At 73.0% G+C, this 16,797-nt stretch carries 12 protein-coding genes; 5 read left to right on the top strand and 7 right to left on the bottom strand.

All coding sequences use genetic code 11. From position 1 onward, the window contains the following. Positions 1 to 18: 18 nt before the first annotated feature. Positions 19 to 768: a bestrophin-like domain gene (locus ACWDVG_RS10610; RefSeq protein WP_451698179.1), complete on the bottom strand. Its 750-nt coding sequence runs from the start codon at positions 766 to 768 to the stop codon at positions 19 to 21. 6 nt (positions 769 to 774) lie between these two features. Further along, complete coding sequence (locus ACWDVG_RS10615; RefSeq protein ID WP_451698181.1) at positions 775 to 2,271, bottom strand: DUF7507 domain-containing protein; 1,497 nt, start codon at positions 2,269 to 2,271, stop codon at positions 775 to 777. A 99-nt stretch (positions 2,272 to 2,370) separates the two neighbouring features. Between ACWDVG_RS10615 and ACWDVG_RS10620 the strand changes: the two genes are divergently transcribed. Then, positions 2,371 to 4,179 (top strand): NHL domain-containing thioredoxin family protein, encoded by a 1,809-nt coding sequence (locus ACWDVG_RS10620; RefSeq protein ID WP_451698183.1) that lies wholly within the window; start codon positions 2,371 to 2,373, stop codon positions 4,177 to 4,179. A gap of 61 nt (positions 4,180 to 4,240) precedes the next feature. Here ACWDVG_RS10620 and ACWDVG_RS10625 read toward each other — a convergent pair whose 3' ends face one another. Both ACWDVG_RS10625 and ACWDVG_RS10630 read right to left on the bottom strand, forming a co-directional pair. Continuing rightward, positions 4,241 to 5,548 (bottom strand): M18 family aminopeptidase, encoded by a 1,308-nt coding sequence (locus ACWDVG_RS10625; RefSeq protein WP_451698185.1) that lies wholly within the window; start codon positions 5,546 to 5,548, stop codon positions 4,241 to 4,243. 315 nt (positions 5,549 to 5,863) lie between these two features. Continuing rightward, positions 5,864 to 7,696 (bottom strand): acyl-CoA dehydrogenase, encoded by a 1,833-nt coding sequence (locus ACWDVG_RS10630; RefSeq protein ID WP_451698187.1) that lies wholly within the window; start codon positions 7,694 to 7,696, stop codon positions 5,864 to 5,866. Between the two features lie 143 nt (positions 7,697 to 7,839). Between ACWDVG_RS10630 and ACWDVG_RS10635 the strand changes: the two genes are divergently transcribed. The 3 genes from ACWDVG_RS10635 (at position 7,840) to ACWDVG_RS10645 (ending at position 10,655) form a co-directional block, all read left to right on the top strand. Further along, positions 7,840 to 8,337, top strand: coding sequence for an SseB family protein (locus tag ACWDVG_RS10635; RefSeq protein WP_451698188.1), 498 nt, complete (start codon positions 7,840 to 7,842; stop codon positions 8,335 to 8,337). 142 nt (positions 8,338 to 8,479) lie between these two features. Further along, positions 8,480 to 9,442, top strand: coding sequence for a pirin family protein (locus ACWDVG_RS10640; RefSeq protein WP_451698190.1), 963 nt, complete (start codon positions 8,480 to 8,482; stop codon positions 9,440 to 9,442). Positions 9,443 to 9,599: 157 nt separating this feature from the next. Next, the gene (locus tag ACWDVG_RS10645; RefSeq protein ID WP_451698191.1) at positions 9,600 to 10,655 is read left to right on the top strand and encodes an AI-2E family transporter; all 1,056 of its coding nucleotides are present in this window, start codon (positions 9,600 to 9,602) and stop codon (positions 10,653 to 10,655) included. A gap of 16 nt (positions 10,656 to 10,671) precedes the next feature. Here ACWDVG_RS10645 and ACWDVG_RS10650 read toward each other — a convergent pair whose 3' ends face one another. Then, complete coding sequence (locus ACWDVG_RS10650) at positions 10,672 to 11,490, bottom strand: MBL fold metallo-hydrolase (protein WP_451698193.1); 819 nt, start codon at positions 11,488 to 11,490, stop codon at positions 10,672 to 10,674. A gap of 152 nt (positions 11,491 to 11,642) precedes the next feature. After that, complete coding sequence (locus ACWDVG_RS10655) at positions 11,643 to 13,805, bottom strand: ATP-binding SpoIIE family protein phosphatase (RefSeq protein WP_451698195.1); 2,163 nt, start codon at positions 13,803 to 13,805, stop codon at positions 11,643 to 11,645. 140 nt (positions 13,806 to 13,945) lie between these two features. Between ACWDVG_RS10655 and aspS the strand changes: the two genes are divergently transcribed. Beyond that, positions 13,946 to 15,766 carry an aspartate--tRNA ligase gene (aspS, locus tag ACWDVG_RS10660; RefSeq protein ID WP_451698197.1) on the top strand — a complete coding sequence of 607 codons (1,821 nt, stop codon included), beginning with the start codon at positions 13,946 to 13,948 and terminating at the stop codon, positions 15,764 to 15,766. A 146-nt stretch (positions 15,767 to 15,912) separates the two neighbouring features. Here aspS and ACWDVG_RS10665 read toward each other — a convergent pair. After that, positions 15,913 to 16,797, bottom strand: an 885-nt coding sequence (locus ACWDVG_RS10665; RefSeq protein ID WP_451698199.1) for a VWA domain-containing protein, incomplete at its 5' end; no start/stop codon positions are given.

Consider the following 16,797-nt stretch of genomic DNA (forward strand, 5'->3'; position numbering starts at 1 on the left):
CCCCGTGCGGGCCGTCCCTCACGTGAAATAGCGGGTGAACGCCTCCGGGGTCGCTCCGAGCCCGGCGCCGAACGGTGAGTCGAGCTGGTGGATCAGCAGCACGGTGAAGGCGATGAACCCGGCCAGGCCCATCACCATCACCACATGCGTGGTGCTCCGCCTGATCCCGAAGAGGAACATGAACGCGAGCGTCAGCGCGCCGCCGATCAGCAGCCCCGCCCACAGGACGGGGGAGAGCCGTTCCTGCGCGGCGGCCTCCCGCCCCCGGCGCGCGTCGTCGACGTAGCCGACCTGGGCGAGCACCTCCTGGGCGGCGATCTGCTCGGACACCTTCGCGGAGTCGAGCACCTCGCCCGCCTGCCGCAGCTGGTCGAGGAGCCGCCAGCCGGCCGGGTCGAGCGGCCGGCGCGTCTCCATCCGAGGCCACTCCACCTCGATGACGTGCGCGGCGTACGTCCGGGCCGCGTCGCGCAGCGGCTGGCGCTGGACGGGCGGATAGGCGTCGGCGAGGAGGTACGTCTGGTGCAGGGCGCTCGCCTCGGCCTGGGCGGAGTCGGCGGCGGCGGACCGGGTGTCCCAGACCGAGACCAGGCAGAGGCCGAGGACCACGGCGTACAGGACCGACACCATCATCGCGATGTACTCGGCGACGTCCTCGCGGGGCTCCTCGTCCTCGCCGAGGGGGAACAGCTTGGTCTTGGCGAAGACGGCGAGGGCCGCGACCAGCGCGACACCGAGGACGACGACGAGGGTTTCCGTCAGGACCATGGGCGGTCAGCTCCGTCGGCTGCCGAGCAGGGCGGCGGCGAGCGCGGCCGGCAGCAGGATGAGCAGCAGCAGGGTCACGACCCCGAACTCCCGCGCCTCCCGCCCGCGCCGCCGGAGCCGCCCGAGGAACCCCTCGTCGGCGGGGGCGGCGACGGACACCCGGGGCGGATCCCCTCCGGGCCGCACGTCCGGTACGGGGAGGGGTACGGGCGGGGGCACGGCTGCGGGTGCCGCCGCCTCACCCGCCGCCGCTGCCCCGGGAGCGACCCCGGCCCCGGCCCCGGTCCCGGCGCCCGCTCCGGCTCCGGCCCCGGCCCCGGCGGCTGCTCCGGCTCCCGCTCCGGCAGCTGCTCCGGCTCCCGCTCCGGGCGGGGGAGCGGCGGGAGCGGCGGCAGCCGCAGGAGCGCCCCCGGCGCCCTCAGCGCCCGGAGGCCCACCAGGAGCCACAGGCGCAGCAGCAGCTCCCGCTCCTCCGGCCGCAGCCCCCGCCCCCGGAGGAGCGGGAGCCGGAGCAGGAGCGACACCCGCCCCATCCGCCCCACTGGTCCCAACCGCCCCACCCACCGAACCGCCCCCGCCCCCGACTCCGCTCCCGCCCCCCGGCACGCCCCGTGCCCCCGGCGCACCCCGCCCCGACGGCATCGTCACGATGGTGAAGACGGCCGAGGACCGCGCCGTCAGCCCCGGCGCGGGCAGGAGCGCGCCCTCGGAGCCGTAGGTGCGGACGCGGTCGCTGCCGGTGGCGAGGCCCGTGCTCCGGTGGGTGCCCGGCGGGCGCCGCACCGTGGCCGTGCAGCGGACGGAGGCGCCCGGGGCGAGCAGCGGCACGGTCCCGGGCGTGCGGACACCGCAGTTCACCGCCCCTGTCCCGAGCCGCAGGGCCGGGTCGGTGACCCGTACGGCGTGGACGGGCCGGTTGCCGCGATTGGTGACGGTGTACGTGACGGTGGCGGCCCCGGTGGCGGGGGCGCGTACCGACCGCCCGGCCCGGCCGTCCCCGCGCGGCACGGTGACCCGCTCGGTCAGGGCGAGGAGCCCGGCGACCCCGTCGTACCCGCCGCGCGCGGTCGCGGTGAGCGTCCGTCCCAGCGAGGGGACGCGGCCCTCCGCGCGGGCGGTCCCCCGGTGCACCCCGGGCAGGGCGCGGAACCGTGCGACGCACTCCAGCTCCCCGAGCGCGGGGAGGGGCCGCCCGGGGCAGCGCACGGTGCCGCCCGGCACCGACGGGTCGACGACCCGTACCCCGTACAGATGCGCCTCGCCGCCGTTCACGAGCCGGTACCGCTTCACGACCGGTGCCCCGGCCCGTACGGCCGGGGGCCGCAGCGCGGTGTGCGCCCACCCGTTCACGGTCACGGTCATCCGCAGCGCCGCGCCCCCGGCCCCACCGGCCCGCGCCTCCGTCCCGCCCAGGGCGAGGCAGGGGACCACGACGAGCCCGGCGAGCAGGAGGCCCCTCACCCGGAAGCGGTAATAGTCCGATGATCTGCCCGGATGCGTCATGCGGCCCATGCCACCGCCCCGGGCCCCCGGCCCCCTTGAGGGACACGCCCCCGCCCCCCGCACGGCCCCCCGTTTCCACCCGTACGGCAAGCTTGAAGGATGAACGATGCTGCCCCGGCGCCCACCCCCGCGCCCGCACCCCGCAAGCGTGCCCGAGTCCGTGCCCCCGAGCTGATCGGCAAGGGCGGCTGGATCAACACCGGCGGGAAAGACCTGAAGCTCGCCGATTTCCGAGGCCGCACATTGATCCTCGATTTTTGGACGTTCTGCTGCATCAACTGCCTGCACGTCCTCGACGAGCTCCGCGACCTGGAGGAGAAGCACCGCGACACGCTCGTGATCGTCGGGGTGCACTCGCCGAAGTTCGTGCACGAGGCCGAGCACCAGGCCGTCGTGGACGCCGTCGAGCGGTACGAGGTGCACCACCCCGTGCTCGACGACCCGGAGCTCGCGACCTGGAAGCAGTACGCCGTGCGGGCGTGGCCCACGCTCGTCGTGATCGACCCCGAGGGGTACGTCGTCGCCCAGCACGCCGGTGAGGGGCACGCCAACGCGATCCGGACGCTCGTGGAGGAGCTGGAGGCCGAGCACGAGGCCAAGGGGACGCTGCGGCGCGGTGACGGGCCGTACGTGGCGCCGGAGCCGGTCGCGACCGACCTCCGGTTCCCGGGCAAGGCGATCACCCTGGCGAACGGGCACTTCCTGGTCTCCGACACCACCCGGCACCAGCTCGTCGAGCTGGCCGAGGACGGCGAGACCGTGGTCCGGCGCATCGGCGAGGGCGTCTTCCGGGAGCCGCAGGGCCTCGCGCTGCTCCCCGACGGCAGGGTCGTCGTCGCGGACACCGTGAACCACGCGCTGCGGACGTACGACCCGGAGAGCGGCGCGATCGAGCTGGTCGCCGGCACCGGGAAGCAGTGGTGGCAGGGCTCCCCGGCCTCCGGGCCCGCCCTGGAGGTCGACCTGTCGTCGCCGTGGGACGTGGCGTGGTGGCAGGGCAAGGTGTGGATCGCCATGGCGGGCGTCCACCAGCTGTGGACGTACGACCCGGAGAGCGGGACCGTCGGGGTCGCGGCCGGGACGACGAACGAGGGCCTGGTCGACGGGCCGGCGGCCGAGGCGTGGTTCGCGCAGCCGTCCGGGCTCGCCGCCGCCGGGGACCGGCTGTGGATCGCCGACTCCGAGACGAGCGCGCTGCGCTGGATCGACACCGAGGGCGTCGTCCGCACGGCCGTCGGCACCGGCCTGTTCGACTTCGGGCACCGCGACGGCGCCGCCGGGCAGGCGCTGCTCCAGCACCCGCTGGGCGTGACCGCGCTGCCCGACGGCTCGGTCGCCGTCTCCGACACGTACAACCACGCCCTGCGCCGCTACGACCCGGCCACCGGCGAGGTCACGACGCTCGCCACGGACCTGCGGGAGCCGAGCGACGCCGTGCTCGTCGGTGACGACATCGTGGTCGTCGAGTCGGCGCGGCACCGGCTGACGCGGCTGCGGCTGCCGGAGGAGGCCGTGCAGGTGGAGTCGGTCGCCCACCGCACGCGGCGGGAGGCGACGGAGGTCGCCCCGGGCCGGCTCCGCCTCGACGTGGTCTTCCAGGCCCCGACGGGCCAGAAGCTGGACGAGCGGTACGGCCCGTCGACGCGGCTGCTGGTCTCCTCGACCCCGCCGGAGCTGCTGCGCGGCGGCGCGGGCACGGGGACGGACCTCTTCCGGGAGCTGGAGCTGGACCCGGAGGTCACCGAGGGCGTGCTGCACGTGTCGGCGATGGCCGCGTCCTGCGACGACGACCCGGCCAACGAGTACCCGGCCTGCCACGTCCACCAGCAGGACTGGGGCGTGCCGGTGAAGGTCACGGCGGACGGCGTCTCCCGTCTGCCGCTGATCCTGGCGGGCATGGACGCCTGACGGACACGGCTCCCGGACGGTGACCCCCGTGGGCCCGTCCGGGAGCCTGTCGCGCGCGGGCTCAGCCCTCCAGGAAGGCGACGAGCGCGTTGGCGAGCAGGTACGGGTCGTCGGAGCCGCACAGTTCGCGGGCGCTGTGCATGGAGAGGATCGCGACGCCGATGTCGACGGTGCTGATGCCGTGGCGGGCTGCCGTGATGGGGCCGATCGTCGTGCCGCAGGGCATGTCGTTGTTGGAGACGAACGACTGCCACGGCACGCCGGCCTTCTCGCAGGCGGCGGCGAACAGCGCGCGGCCGGAGCCGTCGGTGGCGTAGCGCTGGTTGACGTTCACCTTGAGGATGGGGCCGCCGTTGACGCGCGGGTGGTGCGTCGGGTCGTGGCGCTCCGCGTAGTTGGGGTGGACGGCGTGGCCGGTGTCGGAGGAGAGGCAGACGGTGCCGGCGTAGGCGCGGGCCCGGTCCTCGTAGGAGCCCCCGCGGGCGTAGACGGAGCGTTCGAGGACGTTGCCGAGGAGGGGGCCCTGGGCGCCGGTGTCGGCCTCGGAGCCGTTCTCCTCGTGGTCGAAGGCGGCGAGGACCGGGATGTACGGGAGGTCGTCGCGGCCCGCGAGGGAGGCGAGCGCGGCGGTGGCGGCGTGCACGGAGACGAGGTTGTCCATGCGCGGCCCGGCGAGGAGTTCGCGGTCGCGGCCCAGGTAGGCGGGGGCCTCGACGGCGTGGACCATGAGGTCCCAGCCGGTGACGTCCTCGGCGTCGAGTCCGGCCTCGGCGGCGAGGAAGGCGATCAGGTCGCCCTCGTGGACGTCGCCGATGCCCCAGACGGGCTGCATGTGGCGCTGGCGGTCGAGCTTGAGGCCGTCGTTGACCTGGCGGTCGAGGTGGATGGCGAGCTGCGGGACGCGCAGCAGCGGCCGGTCGACGTTGACGAGCCGGTGGGTGCCGTCGCGGAGGGTGAGGCGGCCGGCGAGGCCGAGGTCGCGGTCGAGCCAGGTGTTGAGGAGCGTGCCGCCGTAGATCTCGACGGCGACCTGCCGCCAGTCCTGGGAGCCGAGGTCGGGCTGGGGCTTGACCCGCAGGTTGGGGGAGTCGGTGTGGGCGCCGACGATGCGGTACGGGGTGTGGGCGGCGGCGCCCTCGGGGACGTACCAGGCGATGATCGCGCCGCCGCGGATCAGGTACTTCCCGCCGCTGGTGGCGTCCCAGGCCTCGGTCTCCTCGACCCGGCGGAAGCCGGCCTTCTCCAGCCGGTCGGCGGCGTTCGCGACCGCGTGGTACGGCGACGGCGACGCCGCGAGGAAGGACATGAGGTCGTCGGTGTGCCCGCGGTCGAAGGGACCTGCGGTGGGACGGGAAGCTGCGCTGCTCATGCGCCCACCTTACGCAGCGCCTCCCTCCCCTCCCCGTCGGCCCGACGCCTCCTCAAACGGAGCCCCCGCCCCCGGAATCCGGCGGGCGGGCCCCGGCCCCCTGGACCACCAGAACCCGAAAGGCGAGTGAGCCGAAGGGGAGCGGCCAGGGGAACGGGCCCGAACGCGCGGAGGGCCGCGAGGAACGAGCGGGCCGAGCACGTACGGGACCGTGAGCCCGGCGCAAGCGAGCGGAGGCGAACCGGGCCTCAAAAAGAAGGAACGGCCCGCCCCCCTCCCCGGGGACGGGCCGTTCCGGCAGGACGTGGCGCGTTCTTAGAACGCGGCCTCGTCCAGGTCCATCAGCGAGCCGTCGACCGACTCGGCGAGGGCGCGCTCGGTGGAGACGCCGGGCAGGACGTTGGCGGCGAAGAACTTCGCGGCGGCGATCTTGCCCTGGTAGAAGGCCGTGTCCTTGGCGGAGGTGTCGCCGGCGGCGAGCTTCTCGGCGGCGACGGCGGCGCCGCGCAGGAGCAGGTAGCCGACGACGACGTCGCCGGAGGCGAGCAGCAGGCGGGTGGTGTTGAGGCCGACCTTGTAGATGTTCTTGACGTCCTCGCCGGTGGCGGTGAGGTCGGTGATCATCGTGCCGACGATCGCCTCCAGGTCGACGGCGGCCTTGGCGAGCGCGTCGCGGGCCTCGGCGAGCTCGTCGCCGCCGGTGCCGACGGCGAGGAACTTCTTGATCTCCTCGGACAGGGTGTTCAGGGCGGCGCCCTGGTCGCGGACGATCTTCCGGAAGAAGAAGTCCTGGCCCTGGATGGCGGTGGTGCCCTCGTAGAGGGTGTCGATCTTGGCGTCGCGGATGTACTGCTCGATCGGGTACTCCTGCAGGAAGCCGGAGCCGCCGAAGGTCTGGAGCGACTGGGCGAGCTGCTCGTAGCCCTTCTCGGAGCCGTATCCCTTGACGATCGGGAGCAGCAGGTCGTTCAGGCCGTGCAGGGCCTTGGCGTCCTCGCCCGCGGCCTCCTTGATCGCGATCTCGTCCTGCACGGCGGCCGTGTAGAGGACGAGGGAGCGCATGCCCTCGGCGTACGCCTTCTGCGTCATGAGCGAGCGGCGGACGTCGGGGTGGTGCGTGATGGTGACCTTGGGGGCGGCCTTGTCCATGAAGTTGGCCAGGTCGGTGCCCTGGACGCGCTCCTTGGCGTACTCCAGGGCGTTGAGGTAGCCCGTGGAGAGGGTGGAGATCGCCTTCGTGCCGACCATCATGCGGGCGAACTCGATGATGAGGAACATCTGGCGGATGCCGTCGTGCTTGTCGCCGATGAGCCAGCCCTTGGCGGGGTGCCTGTCGCCGAAGGTCATCTCGCACGTGTTGGAGGCCTTGAGGCCCATCTTGTGCTCGACGTTGGTGGCGTAGACGCCGTTGCGGGCGCCGAGCTCGCCGGTCTCCCAGTCGAACTCGTACTTGGGGACGAGGAAGAGGGAGAGGCCCTTGGTGCCGGGGCCGGCGCCTTCGGGGCGGGCGAGGACGTAGTGGAGGATGTTCTCCTCCATGTCGTGCTCACCGGAGGTGATGAAGCGCTTGACGCCCTCGATGTGCCAGGAGCCGTCCTCCTGCTGGACGGCCTTGGTGCGGCCGGCGCCCACGTCGGAGCCCGCGTCGGGCTCGGTGAGGACCATGGTGGAGCCCCAGCGCTTCTCGACGGCGATCTGGGCGACCTTCTTCTGGGCGTCGTTGCCCTCGGTGTAGAGGATGCCGGCGAAGGCGGGGCCGGAGGAGTACATCCAGATGGCCGGGTTGGAGCCGAGGAGGAGTTCCGCGTAGGCCCAGATGAGGGAGCGCGGGGAGACGGTGCCGCCGATCTCCTCGGGGATGCCGAGACGCCAGTACTCGGACTCCATGAAGGCGTTGTACGAGTTCTTGAAGGAGGCCGGCACCGGGGCGGTGTTGGTCTCGGGGTCGAAGACCGGCGGGTTGCGGTCGGCGTCGGCGAAGGACTCCGCGAGCTCGTTCTCGGCGAGGCGGCGGATCTCGTCGAGGATGCTCTTGGCGGTGTCGACGTCCATCTCCTCGAACGGACCGGTGCCGTACACCTTGTCGCGGCCGAGGACCTCGAAGAGGTTGAACTCGATGTCGCGGAGATTCGACTTGTAGTGCCCCATGGCGACGGCTCCGTAAGGCTCGGGGAGGGAGGTTCCTCGTACACGTACCGGCTAGTAGCAAAACGCTCTCTCCGATGATGCTACCCACCGGTAATAAGAGCAACCCCCGGCGGGTGAACTGTGACGCAGTAGGCTCATGGCCCATGTACGGCTACGAGCAGAATCCGGGTGCCCAGCAGCAGTACGCGCCGCCCCCGCAGGGGCAGTACGCCGCCCCGCAGGCGGGGACGCAGGCCGGTGGCTACGGGCAGCAGCACCAGGCTCCGCTCTACCCGGAGCCCTCGCCGCCGTCGCTGGCCGACGCGGTGCGCGCCTTCACGACGGGGACCCTGGCCGCCGAGGACTTCCAGCAGATCTTCGCGACCTCGAAGGTCTACTGCCCGCGCGGCGACAACCCGGGCTTCCTGGCCCTGCACAACACCCAGCAGCCGGTGATCCCGATGTTCACCTCGCTGAAGGAGCTGCGGCGGTACGCGGGCAAGGAGTCGAAGTACTTCGTGATCACCGGGGCCGAGGTGATCGACCTGCTGCCGACGGGGTACGGCTTCGTGCTCGACATGGAGGGCGACCACCGCATGGTCTTCGACGCCAAGGCCGTGGAGCAGATGGTCGACTACGCGATGCGGCGGATGTACGGCTGACCGATCCTGATGTGTACGCACGGGAGCGCCCGGGAGGAATTCCTCCCGGGCGCTCCGCGTTCCGGGTGGCAAGAAGTTCAGCGTTCAACTAAAGTGAAGGCAGGAGGCGGCGCACAGCCGCAGCCGCACCAAGGAGGTCGTCATGCCCGCCGTGACCGTCGAGAACCCGCTCACCCTGCCGCGCGTCGCGGCCCAGGCCGAAGCCGTCGCCCGCCCGGTGCTCGCCGTCACCACGGCCCCCTCGGGCTTCGAGGGCGAGGGCTTCCCGGTCCGCCGCGCCTTCGCCGGCATCAACTACCAGTACCTCGACCCGTTCATCATGATGGACCAGATGGGCGAGGTGGAGTACGCGCCGGGAGAGCCCAAGGGCACCCCCTGGCACCCCCACCGCGGCTTCGAGACCGTCACCTACATCATCGACGGGATCTTCGACCACCAGGACTCCCAGGGCGGCGGCGGCACCATCACCAACGGCGACACCCAGTGGATGACCGCGGGCTCCGGCCTCCTCCACATCGAGGCCCCGCCGGAGTCCCTCGTCGTCAGCGGCGGCCTCTTCCACGGCCTCCAGCTCTGGGTGAACCTCCCCGCCGCCGACAAGATGATGGCCCCCCGCTACCAGGACATCCGCGGCGGCCAGGTCCAGCTGCTCACCTCCCCCGACGGCGGCGCGCTGCTCCGCGTCATCGCGGGCGAGCTCGACGGCCACCAGGGCCCCGGCATCACCCACACCCCGATCACCATGGTCCACGCCACCCTGCGGCCGGGCGCCGAGATCACCCTGCCGTGGCGCGAGGACTTCAACGGCCTCGCGTACGTCCTCGCCGGACGCGGCACCGTCGGCGCCGAGCGGCGCCCGGTCCACCTCGGCCAGACCGCCGTCTTCGGCAAGGGCGGCTCGCTCACCGTCCGTGCCGACGAGAAGCAGGACGGGCACACCCCGGACCTGGAGGTCGTCCTCCTCGGCGGGCGCCCCATCCGCGAGCCCATGGCCCACTACGGCCCGTTCGTCATGAACACCCAGGCCGAACTGCGCCAGGCCTTCGAGGACTTCCAGGCCGGCCGCCTCGGCACGATCCCGGCGGTCCACGGAATGGGCGAGTAGGCGCGCCCCCGGATACGGAGACGGATACGGGGACGGGGCCGGGCGCGGGAGCCCGGCCCCGTCCCCGTACCCCGCCGAAGGGACCGGGGGCGGGGGCGCCACCCGTACGGACCGTCAGCGCGCGACGGCACGCCGGAGCCCGTGGTCCGGTGGTCGGGTGCAGACGAGTACCGCGCTGATTCCCGAGGGGGCCCGACGGGTCGCCGCCTGGTGTGCCGTCGTCCTGCTGGTCGCCGGGGTCGCCGCCGTCTTCGTCTGGCTCTGCTTCGTCTTCAGGACGGCCGTCACCCCCGTCCTCCTCGCCGTCCTCGGCACCGCGCTCCTCGGACCGCTGCACCGGCGGCTGCTGCGCATGAAGGTCGGCCGGTCGCTCGCGGCCGCGCTCACCGTCGTCGCCGTCGTCGCGGTCGTCGGCGGCGCCACGTACATCGTGGTCCTCGCCCTCGTCGAGACCGGCGACCAGATCGTCGCCTCCCTCCGGCAGGCCGCCGCCGACATCGCCCGGCACCTGGGCGCCGCCGGAACCTCCCTCGACGACCTCGCCAAGAACGCCAGGACGCTCCTGGAGCGGTTCGGCGCGACCGCCGCCTCCGGCGTCGTCAGCGGCCTCAGCGTCGTCGGCGAGGCCGCCGCCACCGCCGTCCTCGCCCTGCTCCTGATCTTCTTCTTCCTCCGGGACTCCGACCGGGCCGCCGGCGCCCTGCGCTCCCTCGTCCCGCGCGCCACCGGCGACACCGCGGAGGCCATGGCCCGGCGCGCCTTCGAGGCCGTCGAGGGATTCATGCGCGGGACGACGCTCGTCGCCCTCGTCGACGCGGTCCTCATCGGCGTCGGCCTGCTCGTGTTCGACGTGCCCGGCGCCGTCGGGCTCGCCGCGCTCGTCTTCGTCACCGCCTACATCCCCTACCTGGGCGCCTTCCTCTCCGGCGCGGTCGCCGTCCTCGTCGCCCTCGCCGACCGGGGGTTCGTCATCGCCCTGTGGGTCCTCGGCGTCGTCCTCGCCGTCCAGGTCATCGAGGGCAACGTCCTCCAGCCCGTGGTGCAGAGCCGGACCGTCCAGATGCACCCGGCGGCGGTGATGCTCGCCATCACCGCGGGCGCCTCCGTCGCGGGCGTCCTCGGCATGCTCCTGGCCGTACCGCTGACGGCCGCCGCCACCGGAGTCCTCGGCGAGCTGCGGACCCTCTACGGGAAGCCGGAGGCGACGGCCTGAACCCGCTCCGCCCGGCTCAGGTGGCCGCGGGCTGCCCACCCGGCTCGAAGGACGCCAGCATCTGCTGAAGGGCCTCCTCGTCCGGGCCGACGAACGGGTCCGCGTCCGGGGCCGTCGAGATCGTGGCGATCATCGAGTCCGTCATCCGCACGGCGGGCGGCAGATGCGTCGACAGCACGATCTCCGGCGCCATGTCCCGGATCGGAGCCATCGACGCCCGGTACTTCGCCGGGTCCACGATGTGCACCCACGGGCTGTCCAGCGTCGCCCACAGCAACTGCGCCCGTTCCAGGTCCTCCGGCTTCAGGTCGTTCGCGTGTCCGCTCTCCGCCACCTCCCGCGTCGGCATGGGCCCGCCGAAGCAGTCGGAGCTGAAGCAGATCCGCGTCTTCTCGTCGTAGAAGCCCACCGTGGCCGGGTTGTCGAAGAGCGGCGGCCGGAACGCGCGCAGCGTGCGGTCGCCGACGTCGAGCGACTGGCCGGGGTTCAGGAAGTACAGCCGGTCCATCGGCAGCGGGCGTTCGGTGCTCATGATCCCGGCGCCGATGAACGTGGTGACGACCTTCGCCCGGGGCGCGGCGACGAGCAGGTCGAAGATGCCGCCCGTGTGGTCGCGGTCGGGGTGGGTGAGCCAGATCCAGCGGACGTCGGCGGGGTCGACGACCGAGCCGAGCGTGTTGAGGAAGTCCCGGTCGTCGATCGAGAGGCCGGTGTCGACGACGACCGGTTCGGCGGCGGTGAGGACGTACGCGTTGACGGGGATGTGTCCGATGCCCGGTATCTCCAGGCTGTCGGCCAGGACGGTGGTGTCGCTGCCGACCTTGTGGGTGTCCATCGCAAACTCCGTGGTCCCCCCGGCGGCCGTACCCCACCAGTCTGCGCCGCACCACCCACGGCCGCGCGCCGGACAGCGGTACGGGGCCGGTACGGTCCGCCTCGCCGCCGACGAGGCGCGCCACGGGCAGCACAGCCGCCCCACCGGCTCCGCTACGGGCAGCAGCCGCCCTCCGTCACCGGCTCGTTCAGCTCGAACCAGATCGTCTTGCCCTCGCCCCTCGGGTCGACGCCCCACGCGTCGGCCAGCATCTCCATCAGGACCAGGCCGCGCCCGCTCGACGCCATCTCGCCCGGGTGGCGCTTGTGCGGCAGCTCGTCACTGCCGTCGGAGACCTCCACCCGCAGCCGCCGCGTCTTCTCCCCGCAGGCGACCTCGGCGAGCAGCAGCGCGTCGCCGTCCGTGTGGACGAGGACGTTCGTCACCATCTCGGAGACCATCAGGACGGCCGCGTCGAGCTGATCGGCGTCGGCCCAGTCGTGCAGGAGCTGGCGCAGCTGCTCGCGGGCCTCGGCGATCCGCTCCGGTTCGGCCTGGGCGATCGTCATCAGGGTGCGGCGCGGGGCCTGCCGGCTCGTCGCCTCGGGGCCGCGCGAGAGCAGCAGGACGGCGATGTCGTCCTCGCGGCGGTCGGCGAGCGGACCGGTGGTGTGGTGGGAGCCGGGGCCGTGGACGGCCTCGACGAGGGTGTCGGCGAGGCTCTCCAGGTCCTCGCCCTCGTGCGCCTCCAGGAGCCGCTTGACCCGCTCCCAGCCGCTGTCGAGGTCGTGCCCCCCGGTCTCCAGGAGGCCGTCGGTGCAGATCATCAGCGTCTCGCCGGGCTCCAGGGTGAGCCGGGTGGTGGGGTAGTCGGTGTCCGGGTCGATGCCGAGGGGGAGGCCCCCGGCCGTCGGCCTCAGCAGAACCGTTCCGTCGATCATCCGGACCGCCGGGTCCGGGTGCCCGGCCCGCGCGATGTCGACCGTCCCCGTCTCCAGGTCGACCTCCAGGTACAGGCAGGTCGCGAAGCGCGGCCCGCCGTTCGAGGCCGCGTCGTCCCCGTCCGTGATCCCGTACAGGAAGCGCGAGGCCCGCGACAGGACCGCGTCCGGCCGGTGGCCCTCGGAGGCGTACGCGCGCAGGGCGATCCGCAGCTGGCCCATCAGGCCCGCCGCCCGCACGTCGTGGCCCTGGACGTCGCCGATGACGAGCGCGATCCGGCCCGAGCCCGAGCCCGAGCCCGCGCGGCCCGCGCCCGCGCCCGTACCCACGCCGACGCCCGCGCGCGAGGCGCCGCCGGGCAGCCGGATCACGTCGTACCAGTCGCCGCCGACCTGGAGCCCGCCGCCGGTCGGCACGTACCGCGCGGCGACCCGGACGCCCGGGATGCCGGGCCCGAGGACCGGCATCATCGTCCGCTGGAGCCCGAGCGACAGCTCCCGCTCCGACTCGGCCACCCCGGCCCGCGCCAGGGCCTGCGCGAGCATCCGCGCGACCGTCGTCAGGACCGACCGCTCGTCCGGCGTGAACGCCACCGGATGCTTGAACGCGGCCATCCACGCGCCGAGCGTGCGCCCCGCGACGACGAGCGGCACGAACGCCCAGGACCGGCGGCCGAAGCGCTGCGCGAGCGGCCAGGTCATGGGGAAGCGCCGCACGTACTCCTCGGGCGTCGGCAGGTAGATCGCCCGCCCGGTCCGCACGACCTCCGCCGCCGGATAGTCCGTCGCCAGCGACATCGACGTGAAGGGCCCCTCGTCGCCGTCCCGCTGCCCGTGGTGTCCGATGACCGTCAGCCGGTCGCCCGCCACGCCGAAGACGGCCAGCCCGTCCGGCGAGAACCCGGGCATCGACAGGGAGGCCGCCACCCGCAGCACCTCGGCCGTCGACCGCGCCTCGGCGAGCGCCCGCCCCGCGTCGAGGAGGAACGCCTCGCGGGAGCGGCGCCAGTCGCCCGTGATCGGCGTGCGGGCCGCGGCGCCCGGCTCCGGCTCCGCGACCTCCTGGAGCGTGCCGACCAGCTGGAAGTCCTTGCCCGCGACCAGCGGCTTCGACCGGCTCCGTACGGTGCGGACGACCTGGCCGCAGCTGTCCATGATCCGCAGCCGCGCCTCGGCGAGCGTGCCCTCGGCGACCGCCAGGTTCACCACGCCGTCGATCTCGGTCCAGTCGACGGGATGAAACCGGGAGCGTACAGCCGCCTCCGTGAGCCGCACGGGCTCCGCGGGCAGCCCGAGCAGCCGGGCGGCCTCCGCGTCGAGCGAGACGATCCCGGAGGCGTTGTCCCAGCGCCACAGGCCGGTCGCGATCGCGGCCAGGACGTCCTCGGTGCGCATTGCCCCACTTTATGAATATCGGACTGCGGATCGCCACCGAGAGTATTCGAAGGGCGATCATGTGGCGGCCGGTAGGCTTGGTGCGCGGCTTGACGCTGTCAAGCTCCCACCCACCGATCCCGAAGACTGGATGAACGACGATGCATCGGTACAGGTCCCACACCTGCGGCGAGCTCCGCGCCTCTGACGTCGGCACCGACGTCCGGCTGAGCGGCTGGCTGCACAATCGGCGCGACCTGGGCGGCATCCTCTTCATCGATCTGCGCGACCACTACGGCATCACGCAGCTCGTCGCCCGCCCCGGCACCGCCGCCTACGAGGCGCTCGACAAGCTGACCAAGGAGTCCGTCGTCCGCGTCGACGGCAAGGTCGTCTCGCGCGGCGCGGAGAACGTCAACCCCGAGCTGCCCACCGGCGAGGTCGAGGTCGAGGTCGCCGAGGTCGAGGTGCTCGGCGCCGCCCAGCAGATCCCCTTCACCATCAACGCCGACGACGGCGTCAACGAGGAGCGGCGCCTGGAGTACCGCTTCCTCGACCTGCGCCGCGAGCGCATGCACCGCAACATCATGCTGCGGTCCGCCGTCATCGCCTCCATCCGCTCCAAGATGGTGGCCCTCGGCTTCAACGAGATGGCGACCCCGATCCTCACCGCGACCTCCCCCGAGGGCGCCCGTGACTTCGTCGTCCCGTCCCGCCTCAACCCGGGCAAGTTCTACGCGCTGCCGCAGGCGCCGCAGCAGTTCAAGCAGCTGCTGATGATCTCCGGCTTCGACCGGTACTTCCAGATCGCGCCCTGCTTCCGCGACGAGGACGCCCGCGCCGACCGCTCGCCGGGCGAGTTCTACCAGCTCGACGTCGAGATGTCGTTCGTCGAGCAGGAGGACGTCTTCCAGCCCATCGAGAAGCTCATGACCGAGCTCTTCGAGGAGTTCGGCGGCGGCCGCCCGGTCAGCTCCCCCTTCCCGCGGATCCCGTTCCGCGAGTCGATGCTCAAGTACGGCAACGACAAGCCGGACCTGCGCACCGACCTCGAACTCGTCGACATCACCGACGTCTTCGAGAACTCCGAGTTCAAGGCCTTCGCCGGCAAGCACGTGCGCGCCCTCGCCGTCCCGGACACCGGCGACCAGCCGCGGAAGTTCTTCGACGGCCTCGGCGACTTCGCCGTCTCCCTCGGCGCCAAGGGCCTGGCCTGGGTCCGCGTCGGCGAGGGCAACGCCCTGACCGGCCCCATCGCCAAGTTCCTCACCGAGGAGAACGTCAAGGTCCTCACCGAGCGCCTGGGCCTGGCCCCCGGCCACGCCGTCTTCTTCGGCGCGGGCGAGTTCGACGAGGTCTCCAAGATCATGGGCCCGGTCCGCGTCGAGGCCGCCAAGCGCGCCGGCCGGTTCGAGGAGAAGGTGTTCCGCTTCGCGTGGATCGTCGACTTCCCGATGTACGAGCGCGACGAGGAGACCGGCAAGATCGACTTCTCGCACAATCCGTTCTCCATGCCGCAGGGCGGCCTCGAGGCCCTGGAGACCCAGGACCCGCTGGACGTCCTCGGCTGGCAGTACGACATCGTCTGCAACGGCATCGAGCTCTCCTCCGGCGCCATCCGGAACCACGAGCCCGACATCATGTTCAAGGCCTTCGAGATCGCCGGCTACAGCCGCGAGACCGTCGAGACCGAGTTCGCGGGCATGCTGCGCGCCTTCCAGTTCGGCGCCCCGCCGCACGGTGGCATCGCCCCGGGCGTCGACCGCATCGTCATGCTCCTCGCCGACGAGCCGAACATCCGCGAGACCATCGCGTTCCCGCTGAACGGCAACGCGCAGGACCTGATGATGGGCGCCCCGACCGAGCTGGAGGAGGCCCGCCTGCGCGAGCTGAACATCCAGCTCCGCAAGCCGGTCGCCACCACCAGGCCGGCCGACGAGCGCCCGGTCACCGAGTCCGTCCACCCGGACGCGGCGCGGTAAGTCCCGCCGTACGCACCCGAAGGGGCCCGGAACCGTCCGTACGCACGGTTCCGGGCCCCTTGGCGTGGGGGCCGGCCGGGGATGGGGCCGGTACGACGACGCCCCGCCGCCCTGGTGCGGGCGGCGGGGCGTGGCGCGTGCGGGTCCTAGATGTCCGTGAGGCCCGCGAGCAGCGCGCGGAAGAACGCGGGGTGCGCCGTCTCGGACGGCGTCGGGCCCGCGAAGTACGTGGCCGTACGGGGCGCCTCCAGCTTCCGCAGGTAGTCGAAGGCCTTGTTGTCCTCCTCGCCCCAGGCGACGAAGCGCCAGTGCAGCGGGCGGCCGGCCGCCTCCGCGAGGGCCTGCGTGGCGGCCGTCTTCGACTCGGGGGCGCCGTCCGTCTGGAAGACGACGAGCGCCGGCCGGGTGGGGTCGGCCTTCTCGTGGTGGGCGAGGACCTCCTCCACGGCGCGGTGGTAGTTCGTGCGGCCCAGGCGGCCCAGGGTGCCGTTGATCTCCTCGACGCGGGTCGGGGAGGTGGTGGCGGGGGTCAGCTCCAGGGTGCCGTCGACGTCCGTCGAGAAGAACACGGTGGTGACGGTGGCCGCCTCGTCCAGGTGCGCGGCGAGCGCCACGGTCTGCTCGGCCAGCCGCTGCACGGACCCGTCCTTGAAGTACCCGCGCATCGACCCGGACCGGTCCACGACGAGGTACACGGCGGCCCGCGCCCCCGTGAGCCCCTGCTTCTTCAGCACGCTCCCCGCGGCCTTGTACGCCTCGACGAGCTGCGGCGCGTCCTTCCTGACCCGCGCCACGGCCACGGCACTCCCGGCGGCCTCCGGCTCGGTCGCCTGCGGGGCCTGGGCCTCCGGCTCGGCTGCCTCCGGGGCCTCGGCCTCGACGGCCGCTGCCTGCTCCTGCGGGGCGGCGTCTTCGGCCTCCGCGGCGGGCTCCGCCTGCGGGGCGGCGTCTTCGGCCTCCGGCTGGGCGTCGGCCGCCGCCGTCGCCGCGTCGTCCGCTGCCTGCGGCGCGTTCTCGCCGGTCGCCTCGGC

It is taken from the genome of Streptomyces sp. NPDC003327 (genome assembly GCF_053589515.1).

Bases quoted from the DNA above. Each gene is read 5' to 3' on its own strand.
- ACWDVG_RS10640 (WP_451698190.1), top strand. From the start codon at position 8,480: ATGCCCGCCGTGACCGTCGAGAACCCGCTCACCCTGCCGCGCGTCGCG.
- ACWDVG_RS10620 (WP_451698183.1), top strand. From the start codon at position 2,371: ATGAACGATGCTGCCCCGGCGCCCACCCCCGCGCCCGCACCCCGCAAG.
- ACWDVG_RS10630 (WP_451698187.1), bottom strand. From the start codon at position 7,696: ATGGGGCACTACAAGTCGAATCTCCGCGACATCGAGTTCAACCTCTTC.
- ACWDVG_RS10655 (WP_451698195.1), bottom strand. From the start codon at position 13,805: ATGCGCACCGAGGACGTCCTGGCCGCGATCGCGACCGGCCTGTGGCGC.
- ACWDVG_RS10615 (WP_451698181.1), bottom strand. From the start codon at position 2,271: ATGACGCATCCGGGCAGATCATCGGACTATTACCGCTTCCGGGTGAGG.
- ACWDVG_RS10635 (WP_451698188.1), top strand. From the start codon at position 7,840: ATGTACGGCTACGAGCAGAATCCGGGTGCCCAGCAGCAGTACGCGCCG.
- ACWDVG_RS10650 (WP_451698193.1), bottom strand. From the start codon at position 11,490: ATGGACACCCACAAGGTCGGCAGCGACACCACCGTCCTGGCCGACAGC.
- ACWDVG_RS10625 (WP_451698185.1), bottom strand. From the start codon at position 5,548: ATGAGCAGCGCAGCTTCCCGTCCCACCGCAGGTCCCTTCGACCGCGGG.
- aspS (WP_451698197.1), top strand. From the start codon at position 13,946: ATGCATCGGTACAGGTCCCACACCTGCGGCGAGCTCCGCGCCTCTGAC.
- ACWDVG_RS10610 (WP_451698179.1), bottom strand. From the start codon at position 768: ATGGTCCTGACGGAAACCCTCGTCGTCGTCCTCGGTGTCGCGCTGGTC.